Annotated in this window: 17 protein-coding genes; 8 read left to right on the forward strand and 9 right to left on the reverse strand. The window is 54.5% G+C overall.

What is annotated here, in order from left to right; genetic code table 11:
• Positions 1-159: 159 nt before the first annotated feature.
• On the reverse strand, positions 160-732 hold the full coding sequence (gmhB, locus tag GYRE_RS00075) for a D-glycero-beta-D-manno-heptose 1,7-bisphosphate 7-phosphatase (RefSeq protein ID WP_038252077.1): 573 nt from the start codon (positions 730-732) through the stop codon (positions 160-162).
• Between the two features lie 185 nt (positions 733-917).
• Here gmhB and metN point away from each other — a divergent pair, with 185 nt between their 5' ends.
• The 6 genes from metN (at position 918) to proS (ending at position 6,489) form a co-directional block, all read left to right on the forward strand.
• Complete coding sequence (gene metN / locus GYRE_RS00080; RefSeq protein WP_038252078.1) at positions 918-1,949, forward strand: methionine ABC transporter ATP-binding protein MetN; 1,032 nt, start codon at positions 918-920, stop codon at positions 1,947-1,949.
• Entirely contained in the window at positions 1,942-2,595 is a 654-nt protein-coding gene (locus GYRE_RS00085; protein WP_006817245.1) for a methionine ABC transporter permease MetI, read from the forward strand. Before metN ends, GYRE_RS00085 begins: the two co-directional genes overlap by 8 nt.
• A 32-nt stretch (positions 2,596-2,627) precedes the next feature.
• Positions 2,628-3,443, forward strand: a complete 816-nt coding sequence (gene metQ, locus GYRE_RS00090; RefSeq protein WP_006817244.1) for a methionine ABC transporter substrate-binding lipoprotein MetQ — start codon at positions 2,628-2,630, stop codon at positions 3,441-3,443.
• Positions 3,444-3,550: 107 nt separating this feature from the next.
• Positions 3,551-3,955 carry an Rcs stress response system protein RcsF gene (gene rcsF, locus GYRE_RS00095; protein ID WP_038252079.1) on the forward strand — a complete coding sequence of 135 codons (405 nt, stop codon included), beginning with the start codon at positions 3,551-3,553 and terminating at the stop codon, positions 3,953-3,955.
• Complete coding sequence (gene tsaA / locus GYRE_RS00100) at positions 3,952-4,659, forward strand: tRNA (N6-threonylcarbamoyladenosine(37)-N6)-methyltransferase TrmO (RefSeq protein ID WP_038252080.1); 708 nt, start codon at positions 3,952-3,954, stop codon at positions 4,657-4,659. The genes rcsF and tsaA overlap by 4 nt, the downstream gene beginning before the upstream one ends.
• A gap of 111 nt (positions 4,660-4,770) precedes the next feature.
• A complete protein-coding gene (proS, locus tag GYRE_RS00105) occupies positions 4,771-6,489 on the forward strand; it encodes a proline--tRNA ligase (RefSeq protein WP_038252081.1) in 1,719 nt (572 codons plus the stop codon).
• Between the two features lie 48 nt (positions 6,490-6,537).
• Here proS and nlpE read toward each other — a convergent pair whose 3' ends face one another.
• The 3 genes from nlpE to GYRE_RS00120 are packed head-to-tail and all read right to left on the reverse strand — an operon-like array spanning position 6,538 to position 8,234.
• Positions 6,538-7,236 carry an envelope stress response activation lipoprotein NlpE gene (nlpE, locus tag GYRE_RS00110; protein ID WP_038252082.1) on the reverse strand — a complete coding sequence of 233 codons (699 nt, stop codon included), beginning with the start codon at positions 7,234-7,236 and terminating at the stop codon, positions 6,538-6,540.
• A gap of 39 nt (positions 7,237-7,275) precedes the next feature.
• On the reverse strand, positions 7,276-7,692 hold the full coding sequence (arfB, locus tag GYRE_RS00115) for an alternative ribosome rescue aminoacyl-tRNA hydrolase ArfB (RefSeq protein ID WP_006817239.1): 417 nt from the start codon (positions 7,690-7,692) through the stop codon (positions 7,276-7,278).
• Positions 7,689-8,234: a YaeQ family protein gene (locus GYRE_RS00120; RefSeq protein WP_038252083.1), complete on the reverse strand. Its 546-nt coding sequence runs from the start codon at positions 8,232-8,234 to the stop codon at positions 7,689-7,691. Before GYRE_RS00120 ends, arfB begins: the two co-directional genes overlap by 4 nt.
• Positions 8,235-8,431: 197 nt before the next feature.
• On the opposite strand from GYRE_RS00120, the gene GYRE_RS00125 reads away from it, so the two are divergent.
• Together GYRE_RS00125 and rof are read left to right on the forward strand one after the other, a co-directional pair.
• Positions 8,432-8,632: a YaeP family protein gene (locus GYRE_RS00125; RefSeq protein WP_006817237.1), complete on the forward strand. Its 201-nt coding sequence runs from the start codon at positions 8,432-8,434 to the stop codon at positions 8,630-8,632.
• A complete protein-coding gene (gene rof, locus GYRE_RS00130; RefSeq protein ID WP_038252085.1) occupies positions 8,619-8,879 on the forward strand; it encodes a Rho-binding antiterminator in 261 nt (86 codons plus the stop codon). Before GYRE_RS00125 ends, rof begins: the two co-directional genes overlap by 14 nt.
• A 20-nt stretch (positions 8,880-8,899) precedes the next feature.
• Here the strand turns inward: rof and tilS are convergent, their stop codons facing one another.
• The 5 genes from tilS to dnaE all read right to left on the reverse strand — a co-directional run bounded on the left by tilS (position 8,900) and on the right by dnaE (position 17,408).
• The gene (gene tilS / locus GYRE_RS00135) at positions 8,900-10,201 is read right to left on the reverse strand and encodes a tRNA lysidine(34) synthetase TilS (RefSeq protein WP_038252086.1); all 1,302 of its coding nucleotides are present in this window, start codon (positions 10,199-10,201) and stop codon (positions 8,900-8,902) included.
• A gap of 64 nt (positions 10,202-10,265) precedes the next feature.
• Complete coding sequence (locus tag GYRE_RS00140; protein ID WP_006817234.1) at positions 10,266-10,655, reverse strand: VOC family protein; 390 nt, start codon at positions 10,653-10,655, stop codon at positions 10,266-10,268.
• Positions 10,656-10,716: 61 nt separating this feature from the next.
• Positions 10,717-12,855, reverse strand: a complete 2,139-nt coding sequence (locus tag GYRE_RS00145; protein ID WP_038252087.1) for a lysine decarboxylase LdcC — start codon at positions 12,853-12,855, stop codon at positions 10,717-10,719.
• Positions 12,856-12,953: 98 nt separating this feature from the next.
• Positions 12,954-13,913: an acetyl-CoA carboxylase carboxyl transferase subunit alpha gene (gene accA, locus GYRE_RS00150; RefSeq protein ID WP_006817232.1), complete on the reverse strand. Its 960-nt coding sequence runs from the start codon at positions 13,911-13,913 to the stop codon at positions 12,954-12,956.
• A 12-nt stretch (positions 13,914-13,925) separates the two neighbouring features.
• Positions 13,926-17,408, reverse strand: coding sequence for a DNA polymerase III subunit alpha (gene dnaE, locus GYRE_RS00155; protein ID WP_006817231.1), 3,483 nt, complete (start codon positions 17,406-17,408; stop codon positions 13,926-13,928).
• Between the last annotated feature and the right edge of the window lies 1 nt (position 17,409).

Raw genomic sequence — 17,409 nt, forward strand, 5'->3', positions numbered from 1 at the left:
CCCCTTTCAGAGTCAACCCCATTTTTCAGAAGTTTTTCTCTTTCAACCCGGCGGCTTGTTTGCCGTTGTTCCGTGTCGATGGAGGCGCATTATAGGGAGCTTCCGAGGAATGACAAGCGGAAAAATGCATTTTTATTTCAACCGCTCATCTTTTCATCATTACGCCTGTTTTCTCAGCTTTTTGATGGCTGCAGGCAGGTCTGCAAGGCTATTAATCACCCAGTCAGCGGCATTTTCGGCTTCTTCGGTGACAGGTTTACCGGTACGAACCAAAACTTTAGTCCCTACTTCGGCTGCTGCTGCTGCCTGCATATCTTCTACTTTATCGCCCACCATATAAGAAGCGGCCATATCGATGTGCAAAAAGTCACGGGCGGAGATGAGCATACCCGGGTGCGGCTTACGGCAATCACAGACCTGACGGAATGCTTCTACACTTCCCTGCGGGTGATGCGGGCAATAATAGATACCATCAAGATCAACCCCACGGTCGGCAAGCGACCAGTCCATCCACTCGGTCAGCGTTTCAAACTGCGCTTCGGTAAATTTACCGCGCGCAATTCCGGACTGGTTGGTCACCAGCACCAGAGCAAAGCCCATCGCTTTAAGCTCACGCATGGCATCGATGACACCTTCTATAAATTCAAACTCGTCGATTTCATGGACGTAACCATGATCAACATTAATAGTGCCATCACGATCGAGAAAAACTGCGGGGACTGACATTGCCACGATATGCTCCTGAAATAAGCCTGTGCCGCTAGTATCGCATGTTTCGTGATGCAAGAAAGTGCTCATTATTGAATGGCAGATTGATTTAGACGTCTGGATGCCTTAACATCCATTTCGTTGATGCCCACGACGGCATCCAGCAGTAGAAATGCCACGGCTAACTTCTGAACGATAATAAATACCTAATGATAAAACTTTCGAATATCACCAAAGTGTTCCAACAGGGGACCCGTACCATCCAGGCACTCAACGATGTGAGCCTGCATGTCCCTGCCGGACAAATTTATGGCGTCATTGGCGCTTCCGGTGCGGGTAAAAGCACGCTTATCCGCTGCGTTAACCTACTTGAACGCCCAAGCCAGGGAAGCGTTCTGGTCGATGGTCAGGAACTGACTACCCTTTCTGAGTCTGCGCTGACAAAAGCACGTCGCCAGATTGGCATGATCTTCCAGCACTTTAACCTGCTGGCATCACGCACGGTATTTGGCAACGTCGCGCTGCCGCTTGAACTCGACAATACGCCAAAAGACGAAATTAAGCGCCGCGTGAGCGAGCTGCTGGAGCTGGTTGGGCTTAGCGATAAGCACGACAGCTACCCGGCAAACCTCTCCGGCGGGCAGAAACAGCGTGTGGCGATTGCCCGTGCGCTGGCAAGCAACCCGAAGGTACTGCTGTGCGATGAAGCCACCAGCGCCCTCGACCCGGCGACCACCCGCTCTATTCTTGAGCTGCTGAAAGACATTAACCGCCGCCTCGGCCTGACTATCCTCCTTATTACTCACGAGATGGATGTGGTGAAACGCATCTGTGACTGCGTCGCCGTGATCAGTAACGGTCAGTTGATTGAACAGGATACGGTGAGCGAAGTGTTCTCTCATCCGAAGACCCCGCTGGCTCAGCAGTTCATTCAGTCCACGCTGCATCTCGATATTCCGGAAGACTATCTGGCACGCATGAAAGATGCACCGCTCGCCGACAGCGTTCCGATGCTGCGCATGGAGTTCACCGGTCAGTCCGTTGATGCCCCGCTGCTTTCCGAAACCGCACGCCGCTTTAACGTCAACAACAACATTATTAGCGCGCAGATGGATTACGCCGGCGGCGTGAAGTTCGGCATCATGCTGACCGAGATGCACGGTTCACAAGAAGATACGCAAGCCGCCATTGCCTGGCTGCAGGAACACCATGTAAAAGTAGAGGTGCTGGGTTATGTCTGAGGCAATGATGTGGTTGCTGGCCCGCGGCGTCTGGGAGACGCTGGCGATGACGTTCGTTTCCGGATTTTTCGGCTTTGTTATTGGCCTGCCGGTTGGCGTGTTGCTGTACATCACCCGTCCGGGGCAAATTATTGCGAACGCGAAGCTCTATAACACCCTCTCCGCGCTGGTGAATATCTTCCGTTCTATTCCTTTCATTATCTTACTGGTGTGGATGATCCCGTTCACCCGCGTGATTGTTGGAACCTCGATTGGTCTGCAGGCAGCGATTGTACCGCTGACGGTAGGTGCTGCGCCCTTCATCGCACGCATGGTGGAGAACGCCCTGCTGGAGATCCCGACCGGGCTGATAGAGGCATCGCGCGCCATGGGCGCAACACCGATGCAGATCATCCGCAAGGTTCTGCTGCCTGAAGCGCTGCCGGGCCTGGTCAATGCGGCCACCATTACCCTGATTACCCTCGTGGGATACTCGGCAATGGGTGGTGCAGTAGGTGCAGGCGGGCTGGGACAAATCGGTTATCAGTACGGCTACATCGGCTATAACGCCACGGTGATGAATACGGTGCTGGTATTGTTGGTGGTTCTGGTCTATTTAATTCAGTTCAGCGGCGATCGCATCGTCCGGGCTGTCACTCACAAGTAACGTTACACACAACACATAAATAAGGAAGAGACATGACGTTCAAATTCAAAACCTTTGCGGCGGTTGGCGCCCTGATTGGTTCTCTGGCATTAGTGGGTTGCGGTCAGGACGAGAAAGATCCAAACCACATTAAAGTTGGCGTGATTGTCGGTGCTGAACAGCAGGTTGCTGAGATTGCCCAGAAAGTCGCGAAAGAGAAATATGGCCTAGACGTTGAGCTGGTAACCTTCAACGATTACGTGCTGCCGAACGAAGCGCTGAGCAAAGGCGATATCGATGCTAACGCCTTCCAGCACAAACCGTATCTGGATCAGCAGATCAAAGATCGTGGCTACAAGCTGGTACCGGTCGGCAATACCTTCGTTTACCCAATCGCAGGCTACTCCAAGAAAATCAAATCTCTGGATGAGCTGCAGCCGGGTGCCCAGATTGCTGTTCCTAACGATCCGACCAACCTCGGTCGTTCCCTGCTGCTGCTGCAGAAAGTCGGTCTTATTAAGCTGAAAGACGGTGTTGGTCTGCTGCCAACCGTACTGGATGTTGCTGAGAACCCGAAAAACCTGAAGATTGTTGAGCTGGAAGCTCCGCAGCTGCCGCGCTCTCTGGACGATGCGCAGATTGCCCTCGCGGTTATCAACACCACCTACGCCAGCCAGATTGGTCTGACTCCGGCAAAAGACGGTATCTTTGTTGAAGATAAAGACTCTCCGTACGTGAACCTGATTGTAGCCCGCGAAGATAATAAAGATGCGGAAAACGTGAAGAAATTTGTTGAGGCCTACCAGTCAGATGAAGTCTCTGAAGGCGCGAACAAAATCTTTAACGGCGGTGCTGTTAAAGGCTGGTAATCTTTTCTTGCTGTAATATCATCAGGACGGGCTATATGCCCGTCTTGTCATTTTAACCAGCAACTGCTTCAATACCTGCCTGGTTTATCATTCACCGAGGAAATATTATGCGTGCTTTACCGATCTGTTTATTGGCGCTTATGTTGAGCGGCTGCTCCATGCTAAGCAGATCTCCTGTAGAACCCGTACAAAGCACCGCAACCCCGCCAAAAGCGGAGCCTGCAAAACCCAAAGCGCCACGCCCTGTGCCGGTAAAAATCTACACCAGCGCTGAAGCATTACTGGGTAAACCTTTCCGTGAACTGGGTGATGTTTCCGGCGATTCCTGCCAGGCAACTAACCAGGATTCACCGCCAAACATTCCGACCGCACGCAAACGCATGCAGATTAACGCGTCAAAAATGAAAGCCAACGCGGTACTGCTGCACAGCTGTGAAGTCACCAGCGGAACACCGGGCTGCTATCGTCAGGCCGTGTGCACCGGCTCTGCGCTCAACGTTTCGGCGAAATGAGTGCATTTGAGTTTGAGCAGATAGGCGTTATCTGCTCACCTTATAAAGAGAAGTTTGCCGTTCCTCGCCAGCCCGGGTTAGTGAAAAGCGCCAGCGGGGAACTTCGTCTGCTCCCTCCATATAATCAGGCTGACGCCGTTCGCGGTCTCGAAGGCTTTAGCCATTTATGGGTGCTGTTTGTCTTCCATCAGACGATGGATGGCGGCTGGCGTCCAACGGTCAGGCCTCCGCGACTGGGTGGGAATGCCCGCATGGGCGTGTTCGCTACGCGTTCAACCTTTCGTCCCAACCCGATTGGTATGTCACTGGTTGAGCTGAAGGGCATTCGCTGCGAGAAGGATCAGGTGATCCTGCAGCTCGGTAGTCTGGATCTGGTTGATGGCACACCGGTTGTTGATATCAAACCTTACCTGCCCTTCGCCGAAGCGCTGCCGGAGGCTACGGCGAGCTATGCTCAGCAGGCTCCACAGGCAGACGTTGCGGTCAGCTTTACCGCTGATGTAGAAACGCAACTGGCTACGCTGTACAAGCATTACCCGCAGCTCAGAACCTTTATTCATGAAGTTCTGGCTCAGGATCCGCGCCCGGCTTATCGTAAAGAAGAAGAGAGTGGCAAAACCTACGCCGTCTGGCTGTATGATTTCAACGTTCGCTGGCGGGTAACTGACCTCGGATTTGAAGTCTTTGCGCTGGAACCGCGCTAATTTTATTGTCCTCTCTTTTGGCATCTCTGCCAGGCTGATAGACTAAACCACTTTTATTGAATCAGGCTGACCTTCAGCCTGTTCCGATCGTCCAAATGGAACCGTAACAACATGCGTACTAGCCAATATCTGCTCTCCACCCTGAAGGAGACACCTGCCGACGCCGAAGTCATCAGCCACCAGCTGATGCTGCGCGCCGGGATGATCCGCAAACTGGCCTCCGGGTTATACACCTGGCTGCCGACCGGTCTGCGCGTCCTGAAAAAAGTCGAAAACATCGTGCGTGAAGAGATGAACAACGCCGGTGCCATCGAGGTGTCTATGCCAGTGGTGCAGCCAGCCGATCTGTGGCAGGAGAGTGGTCGTTGGGAGCAGTACGGCCCGGAACTGCTGCGTTTTGTTGACCGTGGCGAGCGTCCATTCGTCCTCGGCCCAACTCATGAAGAAGTTATCACCGACCTGATTCGTAACGAGCTCAACTCTTACAAACAGCTGCCGCTGAACTTCTTCCAGATCCAGACCAAGTTCCGTGACGAAGTTCGTCCGCGCTTTGGCGTAATGCGCTCCCGTGAATTCCTGATGAAAGATGCTTACTCTTTCCATACTTCTCAGGAATCTCTGCAGGAGACCTACGATGCGATGTACGCCGCGTACAGCAAAATCTTCTCCCGTATGGGTCTGGATTTCCGCGCCGTGCAGGCTGATACCGGCTCCATCGGCGGCAGCGCGTCCCACGAGTTCCAGGTTCTGGCGCAGAGCGGTGAAGATGACGTTATCTTCTCTGATAGCTCTGATTTCGCCGCTAACATCGAATTTGCTGAAGCACTGGCTCCGACAACTCCGCGCGCCGCGGCCACTCAGGAAATGACCCTGGTCGACACGCCGAACGCGAAAACCATCGCCGAGCTGGTTGAGCAGTTCAATCTGCCGATTGAGAAAACCGTTAAAACTCTGCTGGTTAAAGCGGTAGAAGACAGCAAGTCTCCGCTGGTTGCCCTGCTGGTTCGCGGCGATCACGAGCTGAACGAAGTGAAAGCTGAGAAGCTGGCGCTGGTCGCAAGCCCACTGACCTTCGCAACTGAAGAAGAGATCCGTGCGCTGGTGAACGCTGGCCCAGGCTCTCTTGGCCCGGTTAACCTGCCGGTTCCGGTGGTTATCGACCGTACCGTTGCTGCCATGAGCGATTTCGCTGCTGGCGCTAACATCGACGGTAAGCACTACTTCGGTATCAACTGGGATCGCGACGTTGCGACTCCGGAAATCGCCGATATCCGTAACGTGGTGGCCGGCGATCCGAGCCCGGATGGCAAAGGCACACTGCTGATTAAACGCGGTATCGAAGTCGGTCACATCTTCCAGCTGGGTACCAAGTATTCCCAGGCGCTGAACGCCTCGGTGCAGGGCGAAGATGGTCGTAACCAGATCCTGACCATGGGCTGCTACGGTATCGGGGTCACTCGTGTGGTGGCTGCCGCCATTGAGCAGAACTACGACGATCGCGGTATCGTATGGCCAGAAGCCATCGCTCCGTTCCAGGTCGCAATCCTGCCGATGAACATGCACAAATCCTATCGTGTTCAGGAACTGGCTGAGAAGCTGTATGCTGAACTGCGCGCACAGGGTATTGAAGTGCTGATGGACGATCGTAAAGAGCGTCCGGGCGTGATGTTTGCCGATATGGAGCTCATCGGTATTCCGCACACCATCGTAATTGGCGACCGTAACCTCGACAACGACGATATCGAATATAAATACCGTCGTAACGGTGAGAAAGAACTGATTAAGACCGGCGACATTCTCAACTATCTGGTCAAAGCCATTAAAGGCTAAGCCCATAAAAAAAGCCTCGCATCGCGAGGCTTTTTCTTTTCATTCGCTTTATTCGTCGCAGTCTTTGCCGGGAATAAATTTGCTCTGCTTGTCCGCCATCAGCGTTTTTACCATCGCCCCGGTGTCCGGATTCGGCTCAAGCGTGAAGTGACCTTCAACCACCAGCAGAATTGGCTTGGTTTCTGTCCCGCGCGCTGCCGCATAGTCGCGCTCCAGCTGAGCATTGCTTGCTACCGCCACGCGCTGCCCGGTTGCACAGTCGGTAAAGATAGCCGCATCCGCCATGTAGAAATACATGCCGCGCATCGCCATTGGCGTGGTTGGCAGGCTCGCTTTTACAGGTTCCAGCGTGTAGTTAAGCGAGGATTCGATCGGATTACCTTCGCGATCCAGCATCACCAGCTTGTCACCCTTCGCCCGGTAGTAGGATTTCTCACCTTTGCTGTCCGTCAGCACCAGCTTATCTGCTGTACGCGCCCAACGGCCATAAGAAGCAAAGGAAGAGGGCTCGTGACTCACGCCCTGATAGCGCTCATTCATTACCCAGGTACCATCTTTTTCCAGGAACAGCGAGGTCTCAATGCCTTCACAGTCGGCGCACGGCAACACGCCGCGCCAGCTTTGTTGCATCGGTTTTAACTCTTCCGATGCGGCAGGCTTGATGGTATCTACTTCAGACCGGTTGTTGCAGCCAATGAGCGTAAATAGCGTACACGCCACCGCTACTGACAATATCGCTTTATTCACCTTGAGTTCCTTATTCTCAAATATGCCATTCGTCATTCGCTAGTCATGACGAACTTTCCCACGCAGCGCTTTAACCGACGATTTTTGTGACTTTGATGTCAACCGGCGCTCTTTTGAGGCACGAGTTGGTCGGGTCGCTTTACGACTTTTCTGCACTGCGGTTAATTCCTGAATCATGCTCACCAGCCGGGCAATCGCCGCTTCGCGATTCATCTCCTGACTGCGGTATTCCTGCGCCTTTATAATAATCACTCCGTCATCGGAAATAAGATGATGACGGGCTTCGAGCAGACGCTCCTTATAATACTCTGGCAGGCTTGAGGCCCGAATGTCAAAGCGCAGATGCACTGCCGTTGAGGCTTTGTTCACATGCTGCCCGCCCGCACCCTGTGCGCGGATCGCCGTCATCACGACCTCTTCGTCAGGAATAGAAACGGTTCGCGAGATGACAATCATGCAGGTTGTTGCCAGGCAGTGAAGTTAATTTCCAGATTATTCTTATCATCCGACAGCCAGATAATGCCGTCCTGTACGGTCGCCTGAAGGTTCATCGTCCGGGCGGCAAACGTACACAGCTGCTCCAGTTGGGTATCATCCAGATACCAGATGCTCAGGTTCTTGAAGGAAGCCAGCTTCGACTGGTTCTGCTGCCACCAGATTTCTGCCGCGCGACTGTTATAAGTAAACAGAGCCACATCCTGCGCTCGTGAACAGGCTTTTTTGATGCGCCGCTCATCCGGCAGCCCCAGCTCAATCCACAGGTCGATAGCCAGGTGGTCGTTCAGCAGCCACGCCTCCGGCTCGTCTTCAGCGCTCAGGCCACGGGTGAACTGCAGGCGTTCATCGGCATACTTCAGCCACGCCAGCAGGCGCAGCATCATCCGCTCTTCCGTTTCTGATGGATGACGGGCCAGCGTCAGGTTTGCGTCCAGAAACTGGTTGCGATCCATATCGGCTACGTTAACCGTTGCTTTGTAAATTGTCGCTTTCAGCGCCATGACTTAACTCCTGCGAAAAATGGCGTACATTGTAGCGAAATCAGCGACAAAAGGCTGTTAGCATTTACGGTTGCACTCATTCATCCTGCTGATAATGCTTAAATGAGTGTGGTATAGTCACCTTGCTAAACAGAGTTAATCTTCGTAGGCTTAAACTTGCATCCCACGGTTGAGTCAGAACGCTGACAGGAGGGCATGTGGAAAAATATTGTGAGTTAATACGCAAACGTTATGCGGAAATTGCCAGCGGAGACTTAGGGTATATCCCGGATGCGCTGGGTTGTGTGCTGAAAGCAATGAATGAGATTGCCTCTGATAGTTCGCTTTCAGAATCGGTCAGAGAAAAAGCAGCCTATGCCGCTGCAAACTTACTGGTGAGCGATTATGTCAATGAATGATACTTATCAACCCATCAATTGCGATGATTATGACAATCTCGAGCTCGCCTGCCAGCATCACCTGGTTTTGACGCTGTTGCTAAAAGACGGCGAAGAGTTGCAAGCGAAGGCAAACGACTTAATTACGCGTAAAAACGTCGAATACCTGATCGTCGATCACAAGGGTGCAGAACGCGAACTGCGTCTCGACAAAATTACCAGCTTCAGCCACCCGGAAATCGGCACGGTGGTGGTTAGCGAGTCATAACATATTCAACGGGCAGATGATTACTGCCCGTTCTTTCTCCACGTCAGCGCTAAGCCTTGCCCTTCATCAGCCAGCCCTTCACGCGTAACAAATACTCCAGCCGCGGCTATCAGGGTCTCACCATAAAACAGCAGCGGCGTGGTATCCCGGCGCCACGGCGCCACCCCCAGCTCCTGCCAGATCTTTTTAAGCTTGCGTCCCCCCTGACGGCCCACGATGTGCAGCACGCCGGAAGCCTTAAAGCGAATAGTGACAACCTCATCATGGGCAGGCGCACGCAGCGTACCGCCAGGCTCAAGAGCCAATGCGCCCATGGCAGATGGCAGAATAAGTGGTTCGCTAATGTCACCCCAGGGGAAAATGGCTTCGGCGTAACGCTGCTGCAGCGGCAGCCACCACAGCTGTTGCTGATAGCGGCGAATTTCAAAATCACCGAGCCGTAGACAAGGGGCCGCATCCTCACGCGCCTGTGCGACTTCTTGCCAGATTCGCCCGAGCATCTCCCGCGAAGGCATCTGCCGCGTGTGCATGCTAAGCCACCGGCGCAGCAGCGCGGCGCGTTTCACCGCACTCATGCTTTCCAGCGGTGCCAGCAGCAGCGTCCCCTCATCGGTGACCAATGCACTGAGCTCTGCCGCCAGCAGTTCATCCAGCAATTGCTCCTGTTCACCGCACAGCGCCGCGCTTCGAGCTACAGCCGGGGCAAAATGCGGCCAACGGCGGGTAAGCACAGGTACAACCCGCAAGCGCAGGAAATTACGGTCGTAGGCATCATCCTGATTAGATTCGTCTTCTATCCATGAGAGGTTGTGCTGCTGCGCCCACGTCAGTAACTCGTCGCGAGAACAATTCAGCAACGGGCGCAGCAGTTCACTACCGGCAAAATCTGCGACCGTCGGCATTGCCGATAGCCCTGCCGGGCCGCTACCGCGTTTAAGCGCGAGCAGGAATGTCTCACACTGGTCGTTCTGATGTTGTGCCGTCACCAGCGCTTCACCCTCCCGCAGGGAGGTGCGAAACGCCGCATAGCGCGCCTCACGGGCATGAGCCTCGATTCCCTTCCCTTCATCCACCAGCGTCACGCGCACCACCTCTAGCGGGATATCCCACTGCTGGCATAGCTGTTGGCAGTGTATGACCCAATCATCAGCATTGGCGCTAAGGCCGTGATGGATGTGGATAGCGCGGAGCTGAATAGCCGGGTTTTGCTGGCGCCAGCACATCAGTTGATGAAGCAACACGGTGGAGTCGAGGCCGCCGCTGAACGCCACTAAAAAGCGCTGGCGGGGGGCAAGTGAGTGAGCGATTTCCGGGGTTTTCATGATGGTATGGTGTTAAAGAAACCTAACCCGGCACGTTACCGGGCTATGTTTACGATGACAAGCGTTATTGCTGATACAGCTCCAGCGGCAGGCCGTCAGGATCGTTGAAAAAGGTAAAACGCTTATCGGTATAGGGATCGATACGCACGGCTTCACAGGCAACACCGTGGGCCTCCAGGTGCTTCACCGCGCGATCAATGTCGTCCACGCTGAATGCCAGATGGCGCAGCCCACACGCCTCCGGGCGTGATGGGCGCTTCGGAGGAAACGGGAACGAAAACAGCTCAATCACATACTGCCCGTTCAGCGCCAGGTCACCTTTCCAGGAATCACGCGCTTCACGATACACTTCACTCTGCAGAGTAAACCCGAGAATATCGCAGTAGAACGCTTTGCTCTTCACATAGTCAGACGCGATGATGGCAATATGGTGAACCTGTTTTAACCCCAGCATGGATTTCCTCCTTAACGTTTTGAAAACACGTTACTCGCCACTGACCCGACTGCGCAAGTCCTCAGTGATTTTTTAAGACCCGTACCCGATAAACGCCATCCTCACCGCGACGGGCACCGTGGATATCGGTTTCGAAACCAGGGTAATGTTGCCCCACCGAGCATAGCATCAGCAGAAAATCGAGTACTGCCCGACTCTCTTCGGTAATCATCTCGCCCGGCATCAGCAAAGGCACACCCGGTGGGTATGGCAAAATCATATTGGCTGATACTCTGCCTACCAGATTTTGCAGCTCAATCGTTTCTACCTCGCCTCTAATCTGTCGTTGCCAGGCCTGATGCGGCGTCATTTTCATCTCCGGCAACACGTCGAACGCCTGCAGCATCAGGCGCGAAAGCTGATGCTTACGAATCAGTTGGTGGATCCCCTGAGCCAGATCCTGAATCCGCATATTGCGATAGAAATCCGGATCTTCGGCATACAGATCCGGCAGCATATTCTTCACCCGCAGGTTGAGATCGTAGGCACGTTTAAATTCGGTAAGGCCACGCAGCAGGCTCATCGCCCGGGTTTTATCAATACCGATACTGAACAGGAACAACAGGTTGTAAGGCCCGGTCTTCTCCACGACCACGCCGCGCTCATCGAGGAATTTCGCCACCAGCGCGGCCGGGATCCCCTCCTCGCTCATGGTACCCTGCTCATCCATGCCAGGCGTGAGGATCGTGACCTTCACCGGATCGAGAAACATATGATCGGCGTCGGCGTCACTAAAGCCGTGCCAGCTCTCGCCGGGAGAAACTGGCCAGCACTCCGCGCTCTCTACTTCCTCCGGCTGCCAGATATCAAAAAACCACCCGTCGGACTCTTCGCGCAGGCGCTGAACCTCGCGGCGAAAGTGCAGCGCACGCTCAACGGAACGGTGAATAAGACGTCTTCCAGGGTTACCCCGCAGCATTGCTGCCGCAGTCTCCACCGAGGCAACAATCGGGTAGCTTGGCGATGTCGAGGTGTGCATCATGAAGGACTCATTAAACGTCTCTTCGTCATAATCACCTTTGATATGGATTAGCGAAGCCTGCGATAGCGCCGCCAGCATTTTGTGAGTCGACTGCGTTTCAAAAATGACTTTGCCCGCTACGCGTTCACCGCTCATACCGCTTTTCCCCTGATAGATGGGGTGAAAATGCGTGTACGGCACCCAGGCAGAATCAAAATGGATAGAGGGAACATCGAGCGTCTTTTTTATCCAGGTGGTGTTGTACAGCAGCCCGTCGTAGGTGGAGTTGGTGATAACGGCATGCACCGGCCACTGCGCCTGCGGCGTGGCGGCTACCTTCTGCGTAATGCTTTCACGGGTAAATTCCCGCCGGGGAATGCCCCCCAGGATCCCGAGCGCGTTGCGGGTGGGTTTTAACCACAGCGGTACGACGTCGCTCATCATCAGCAAATGAGCGAGCGATTTATGGCAGTTTCTGTCGATAAGCAGCGTGCTGCCGGTGGGCGCGGCGTACATCCCGACAATCTTGTTCGAGGTAGAGGTCCCGTTGGTCACGATATAGCTTTGCTCGGCCCCAAAAGTACGGGCAATGTACTCTTCCGCCTCGAGGTGCGGTCCGCTGTGGTCGAGCAGTGAGCCAAGTTCCGTTACTGAGATAGAGACATCCGCTTTCAGGGTGTTACCGCCAAAGAAATCGTAGAACAGGCAACCTACCGGGCTTTTCTGATACGCGGTACCGCCCATATGGCCCGGCGTACAGAAGGTATATTTGCCCTCTTTCACATAGGTGAACAGCGCTTTGGTAAACGGCGGTGTGATGTTATCGAGGTATTCGCCAATATACTGACGAACGCGGTCAGCTATCTCTTCCGACTGCTCCAGTGCATATTCGAAGAACCACAGCGCCATGCGCAGATCCTGGACCGTCACGTCCATTGTCGAATGGGTATCGATAAAGGCAAACAGCGGAAGATGCTCGTTCAGATGGTTAATCTCACTACATAGCGAAACACCGTATTCGTCCCAGTCGAAAATCACCCCGCAGATGCGCGGGTTGTGCTCAATCAGCTTGATAAGATCCGCACTGTTCTGCGGCCAGATGGCCCTGAACCCACGCCGGGTAAGCGCCGCTTCCAGTTCTTTGATCGGTTCGTCTTTATGCCAGGCTCCGTGCGGCCCCATGATGGCGATAATATTCACATGTTCCTCCTGAAAACGTTTTATTAATCATAGCCTGGCGCTTCTTCGGGCATAAAAAAAGCCGCAACAATGTGCGGCTTTTCAGAAGGATCCGGCAATTACGCGTAGCCGTAACCCATCAGACGCTGGTAGCGACGATTGGTCAGCTCTTCTTTGCTCATGGTGTCGAGTTCAGCCAGGTCAGAAATCAGCTGCGCTTTCAGGCTCGCGGCCATCGCTTCCGGGTTGCGGTGTGCGCCACCCAGCGGCTCTGGAACGATAGAATCAATAAGCTTCAGCTCTTTCAGACGCGGCGCGATGATACCCATGGCTTCGGCAGCCAGCGGAGCTTTATCGGCGCTTTTCCACAGAATGGAAGCACAGCCTTCCGGAGAGATAACGGAATAGGTGCTGTACTGCAGCATATTCACTTTATCGCCCACGCCAATCGCCAGCGCGCCGCCGGAACCACCTTCACCAATAACGGTGCAGATAACCGGTACGCTCAGACGTGACATTTCACGCAGGTTACGGGCGATCGCTTCGGACTGACCACGCTCTTCCGCGCCCACGCCCGGGTATGCCCCTGGGGTGTCGATGAAGGTAATGATCGGCATGTTGAAACGTTCTGCCATTTCCATCAGGCGCAGCGCTTTGCGGTAGCCTTCCGGTGCCGGCATACCAAAGTTACGACGGATCTTCTCTTTGGTTTCACGGCCTTTCTGATGACCAATGATCATCACCGGACGTCCGTCGAGGCGCGCAATCCCGCCGACAATCGCTTTGTCGTCGGCATAGGCACGGTCACCTGCCAGCTCGTCAAACTCGTCGAAGGCCAGGCGGACGTAATCCAGGGTATATGGACGTTGCGGATGGCGTGCCAGCTGGGCAACCTGCCATGCGCCAAGATCGGCGAAGATTTTACGCGTCAGTTCTACGCTTTTTTCACGCAGACGATGCACTTCTTCGTCGATGTTAATATCCAGTTTTTCATCCTGGCGGCTCACTGCCGTCAGGGAATCGATTTTCGCTTCCAGCTCGGCAATCGGCTGTTCGAAATCAAGGAAATTCAGACTCATAGTATTCCTGTATTAGTCAAACTCCAGTTCCACCTGCTCCGTGCCGATAAGGCTACGCAGATCGTTGAGTAAACGATCGCTCGGAGAGACACGCCATGTCGCGCCAAAACGCAACCGTGCGCGTGCATCAGCCCTCTGATAATAGAGGTGTACTGGAATGGTCCCCGAGCGGTGGGGTTCCAGAGACTGACGGAGACGGTTTAAAAGCTGGTCATCAATTTGCCTGTCCGTCAGCGAGATAGCAAGCCCGCGCGCGTATTTTTCGCGAGCTTCGTCAATGTCCATGACTTCGCGGGCGGTCATTTTAAGCCCCCCACTGAAGTCATCAAAGCTGACCTGTCCGCTGACGATAAGTATGCGGTCATTTTCCAGCAGGTGCTGATATTTATCCAGAGCATCCGTGAATAACATCACTTCAAGGCGTCCGGAACGGTCATCCAGCGTACAGATGCCGATACGATTGCCGCGTTTGGTGACCATAACCCTCGAGGCAATCACGAGCCCCGCCGCCGTGGTGACTTTACCACGATCGGTCGGATGCATGTCTTTCAGCCTACAGCCTCCGACATAGCGCTCAATTTCTTTCAGATACTGGGTAATCGGGTGCCCGGTCAAATACAGCCCCAGCGTTTCCCTTTCACCATCCAGTACCGTTTGTTCTGGCCACGGCTGACAGCTGGCATAGGATTGTTCAATCTGCTCCGGCTCTTCCGCCAGAACGCCGAACATATCTGCCTGCCCTATCGCCTCGGCTTTGGCGTGCTGATCCGCTGCCTTTAAAGCATCGTTCAGCGAGTTCATCAGTGCTGCACGGTGCGGCCCAAGGCGGTCAAACGCCCCGGACATAATCAGTTTTTCCAGTACCCGACGGTTCAGCTTTTTAATGTCGGTCCGCGCGCACAGGTCAAACAGCTCGCGGAAATAGCCGCCATTATTGCGGGCCTCGATGATAGCTTCAATCGGCCCTTCACCGACGCCTTTGATCGCGCCGATACCGTAAACAATTTCACCGTCGTCGTTAACGTGGAAATGATACAGCCCGGAGTTGATATCTGGCGGCAGAATTTTAAGCCCCATGCGCCAGCATTCATCCACCAGGCCAACCACCTTCTCGGTGTTGTCCATATCGGCAGTCATTACCGCCGCCATAAACTCCGCCGGATAGTGCGCCTTCAGCCACAGCGTCTGGTAGGAGACCAGCGCATAGGCTGCGGAGTGCGATTTGTTAAACCCGTATCCGGCGAATTTTTCCACCAGATCGAAGATTTTCATCGCCAGTTCGCCGTCAACGCCGTTCTTTTTCGCCCCTTCCTCGAAGGTGCCGCGCTGCTTGGCCATCTCTTCCGGCTTTTTCTTACCCATCGCACGACGCAGCATATCCGCGCCGCCGAGCGTATAGCCAGAGAGCTCCTGGGCAATCTGCATAACCTGTTCCTGGTACAAGATAATGCCGTAGGTCGGCTCCAGTACCGGTTTTAGACACTCATGCTGCCACTGTACGTCCGGGTAGGAAATCTCTTCGCGGCCGTGCTTACGGTCGATAAAGTTATCTACCATCCCCGACTGCAACGGCCCCGGACGGAACAGGGCCACCAGGGCTATCATATCTTCGAAGCAGTCAGGCTGCAGACGTTTAATGAGGTCTTTCATGCCACGCGATTCAAGCTGGAATACCGCGGTGGTTTCCGAGCGCTGCAGCATGTCGAAGCTTTTCTTATCGTCGAGCGGGATCGCCGCAATGTCGAGAGGCGGTTCACCCTGCTTCTCACGACGGGCGTTGATCATCTCAAGCGCCCAGTTGATGATGGTGAGCGTACGCAAGCCGAGGAAGTCGAACTTCACCAGCCCCGCGTATTCCACGTCGTTTTTATCAAACTGGGTAACCGGGTGCATCCCCGCTTCGTCGCAGTACAACGGCGCAAAATCGGTGATTTTGGTCGGGGCGATAACCACCCCACCGGCGTGCTTACCGGCGTTACGCGTGACGCCTTCGAGCTTACGCGCCATATCGATCAGGGCTTTAACCTCTTCATCGGCGGCGTAAATTTCTGGCAGCTGCGGCTCCGCTTCAAACGCTTTCGCCAGCGTCATACCCGGGTCAGGCGGCACCAGCTTAGAGATGCGGTCAACGAAGCCATACGGGTGACCCAGCACGCGGCCTACGTCGCGGATAACCGCTTTCGCTGCCATGGTACCAAAGGTGATAATCTGCGATACCGCATCACGGCCGTACATGTCCGCCACGTGTTCAATCACCTGGTCACGTTTCTCCATGCAGAAGTCAACGTCGAAGTCAGGCATCGAGACACGTTCCGGGTTAAGGAAACGTTCGAACAGCAGGTCAAATTCCAGCGGATCGAGGTCGGTGATTTTGAGCGCGTAGGCGACAAGCGAGCCCGCACCGGAGCCACGCCCCGGCCCTACCGGCACGCCGTTGTCCTTCGACCACTGGATAAATTCCATTACGATGAGGAAGTAGCCCGGGAACCCCATCTGGTTTATCACCTTCAGTTCGATATCCAGGCGCTCGTCGTATTCCGGCCGACGTTCCGCCCGCACCTGCGGATCCGGGAACAGGAACTCAAGGCGCTCCTCCAGCCCCTCTTTTGACTTCATGACGAGGAAGTCTTCGGTGCTCATTTCACCGGTCGGGAACTGCGGCAGGAAGTATTCGCCAAGGCGTACGGTGACGTTACAACGCTTGGCTATCTCAACGCTGTTTTCCAGCGCCTCAGGGAGGTCGGCAAACAGCTCGCACATCTCGTCTTCGCTGCGCATATATTGTTGCGGCGAATAGTTACGCGGACGCTTAGGGTCGTCGAGCGTAAATCCATCGTGGATAGCAACGCGGATCTCATGCGCGTCGAAGTCGCCTGAATCAATAAAACGAACGTCGTTCGTGGCCACCACCGGCAGACCGCGCGCCTGTGCCAGGTCAACAGCAGCATGCAGATAGCTCTCTTCATCGGCACGACCGGTACGGATGAGTTCAAGATAGTAGCGGTCAGGGAAATGCGTCTCATAGAACGAGACGAGCTGCTCTACCAGCGGCATATTGCCGCGCAGCAGCGCTTTACCGACGTCGCCCATGCGGGCTCCAGACAACAGGATAAGTCCTTCCTGAAGCTCTACCAGCCAGTCGCGGTCAATCCACGGTCCAGGAGCACCATAACCGCGCTGGTAAGCGCGGGAAATCAGCAGCGTCAGGTTCTGATAGCCGACGTTATTGGCAGCAAGCACCGTCAGTTGAGAAAACTCATCACCCAGCAGATCGCACTGCACGTGGAAGTCAGCGCCAACGATGGGTTTAAGACCAGCACCGTGTCCCGCTCCGTAGAACTTCACCAGACCGCACAGGTTGGTGAAATCAGTGATCGCCAGCGCAGGCATACCGAGTGCGGCCGCCTTTTTTACCAGCGGCCCGGTTTTCGCCAGCCCATCAATCATGGAGTAGTCACTGTGCACCCGCAGGTGTACGAAACGTGGTTCAGCCATC

Origin of the sequence: Yokenella regensburgei ATCC 49455 (assembly GCF_000735455.1) — a bacterium.
In the GTDB taxonomy this organism is placed as follows: domain Bacteria; phylum Pseudomonadota; class Gammaproteobacteria; order Enterobacterales; family Enterobacteriaceae; genus Yokenella; species Yokenella regensburgei.

What these genes read in the sequence shown, in the direction of transcription:
- GYRE_RS00140 (WP_006817234.1), bottom strand. Translation starts at nt 10,655, where the DNA reads ATGCTGGGGTTAAAACAGGTTCACCATATTGCCATCATCGCGTCTGAC.
- accA (WP_006817232.1), bottom strand. Translation starts at nt 13,913, where the DNA reads ATGAGTCTGAATTTCCTTGATTTCGAACAGCCGATTGCCGAGCTGGAA.
- rcsF (WP_038252079.1), top strand. Translation starts at nt 3,551, where the DNA reads ATGCGTGCTTTACCGATCTGTTTATTGGCGCTTATGTTGAGCGGCTGC.
- metN (WP_038252078.1), top strand. Translation starts at nt 918, where the DNA reads ATGATAAAACTTTCGAATATCACCAAAGTGTTCCAACAGGGGACCCGT.
- metQ (WP_006817244.1), top strand. Translation starts at nt 2,628, where the DNA reads ATGACGTTCAAATTCAAAACCTTTGCGGCGGTTGGCGCCCTGATTGGT.
- proS (WP_038252081.1), top strand. Translation starts at nt 4,771, where the DNA reads ATGCGTACTAGCCAATATCTGCTCTCCACCCTGAAGGAGACACCTGCC.
- GYRE_RS00120 (WP_038252083.1), bottom strand. Translation starts at nt 8,234, where the DNA reads ATGGCGCTGAAAGCGACAATTTACAAAGCAACGGTTAACGTAGCCGAT.
- GYRE_RS00085 (WP_006817245.1), top strand. Translation starts at nt 1,942, where the DNA reads ATGTCTGAGGCAATGATGTGGTTGCTGGCCCGCGGCGTCTGGGAGACG.
- tsaA (WP_038252080.1), top strand. Translation starts at nt 3,952, where the DNA reads ATGAGTGCATTTGAGTTTGAGCAGATAGGCGTTATCTGCTCACCTTAT.
- arfB (WP_006817239.1), bottom strand. Translation starts at nt 7,692, where the DNA reads ATGATTGTCATCTCGCGAACCGTTTCTATTCCTGACGAAGAGGTCGTG.
- dnaE (WP_006817231.1), bottom strand. Translation starts at nt 17,408, where the DNA reads ATGGCTGAACCACGTTTCGTACACCTGCGGGTGCACAGTGACTACTCC.
- tilS (WP_038252086.1), bottom strand. Translation starts at nt 10,201, where the DNA reads ATGAAAACCCCGGAAATCGCTCACTCACTTGCCCCCCGCCAGCGCTTT.
- rof (WP_038252085.1), top strand. Translation starts at nt 8,619, where the DNA reads ATGTCAATGAATGATACTTATCAACCCATCAATTGCGATGATTATGAC.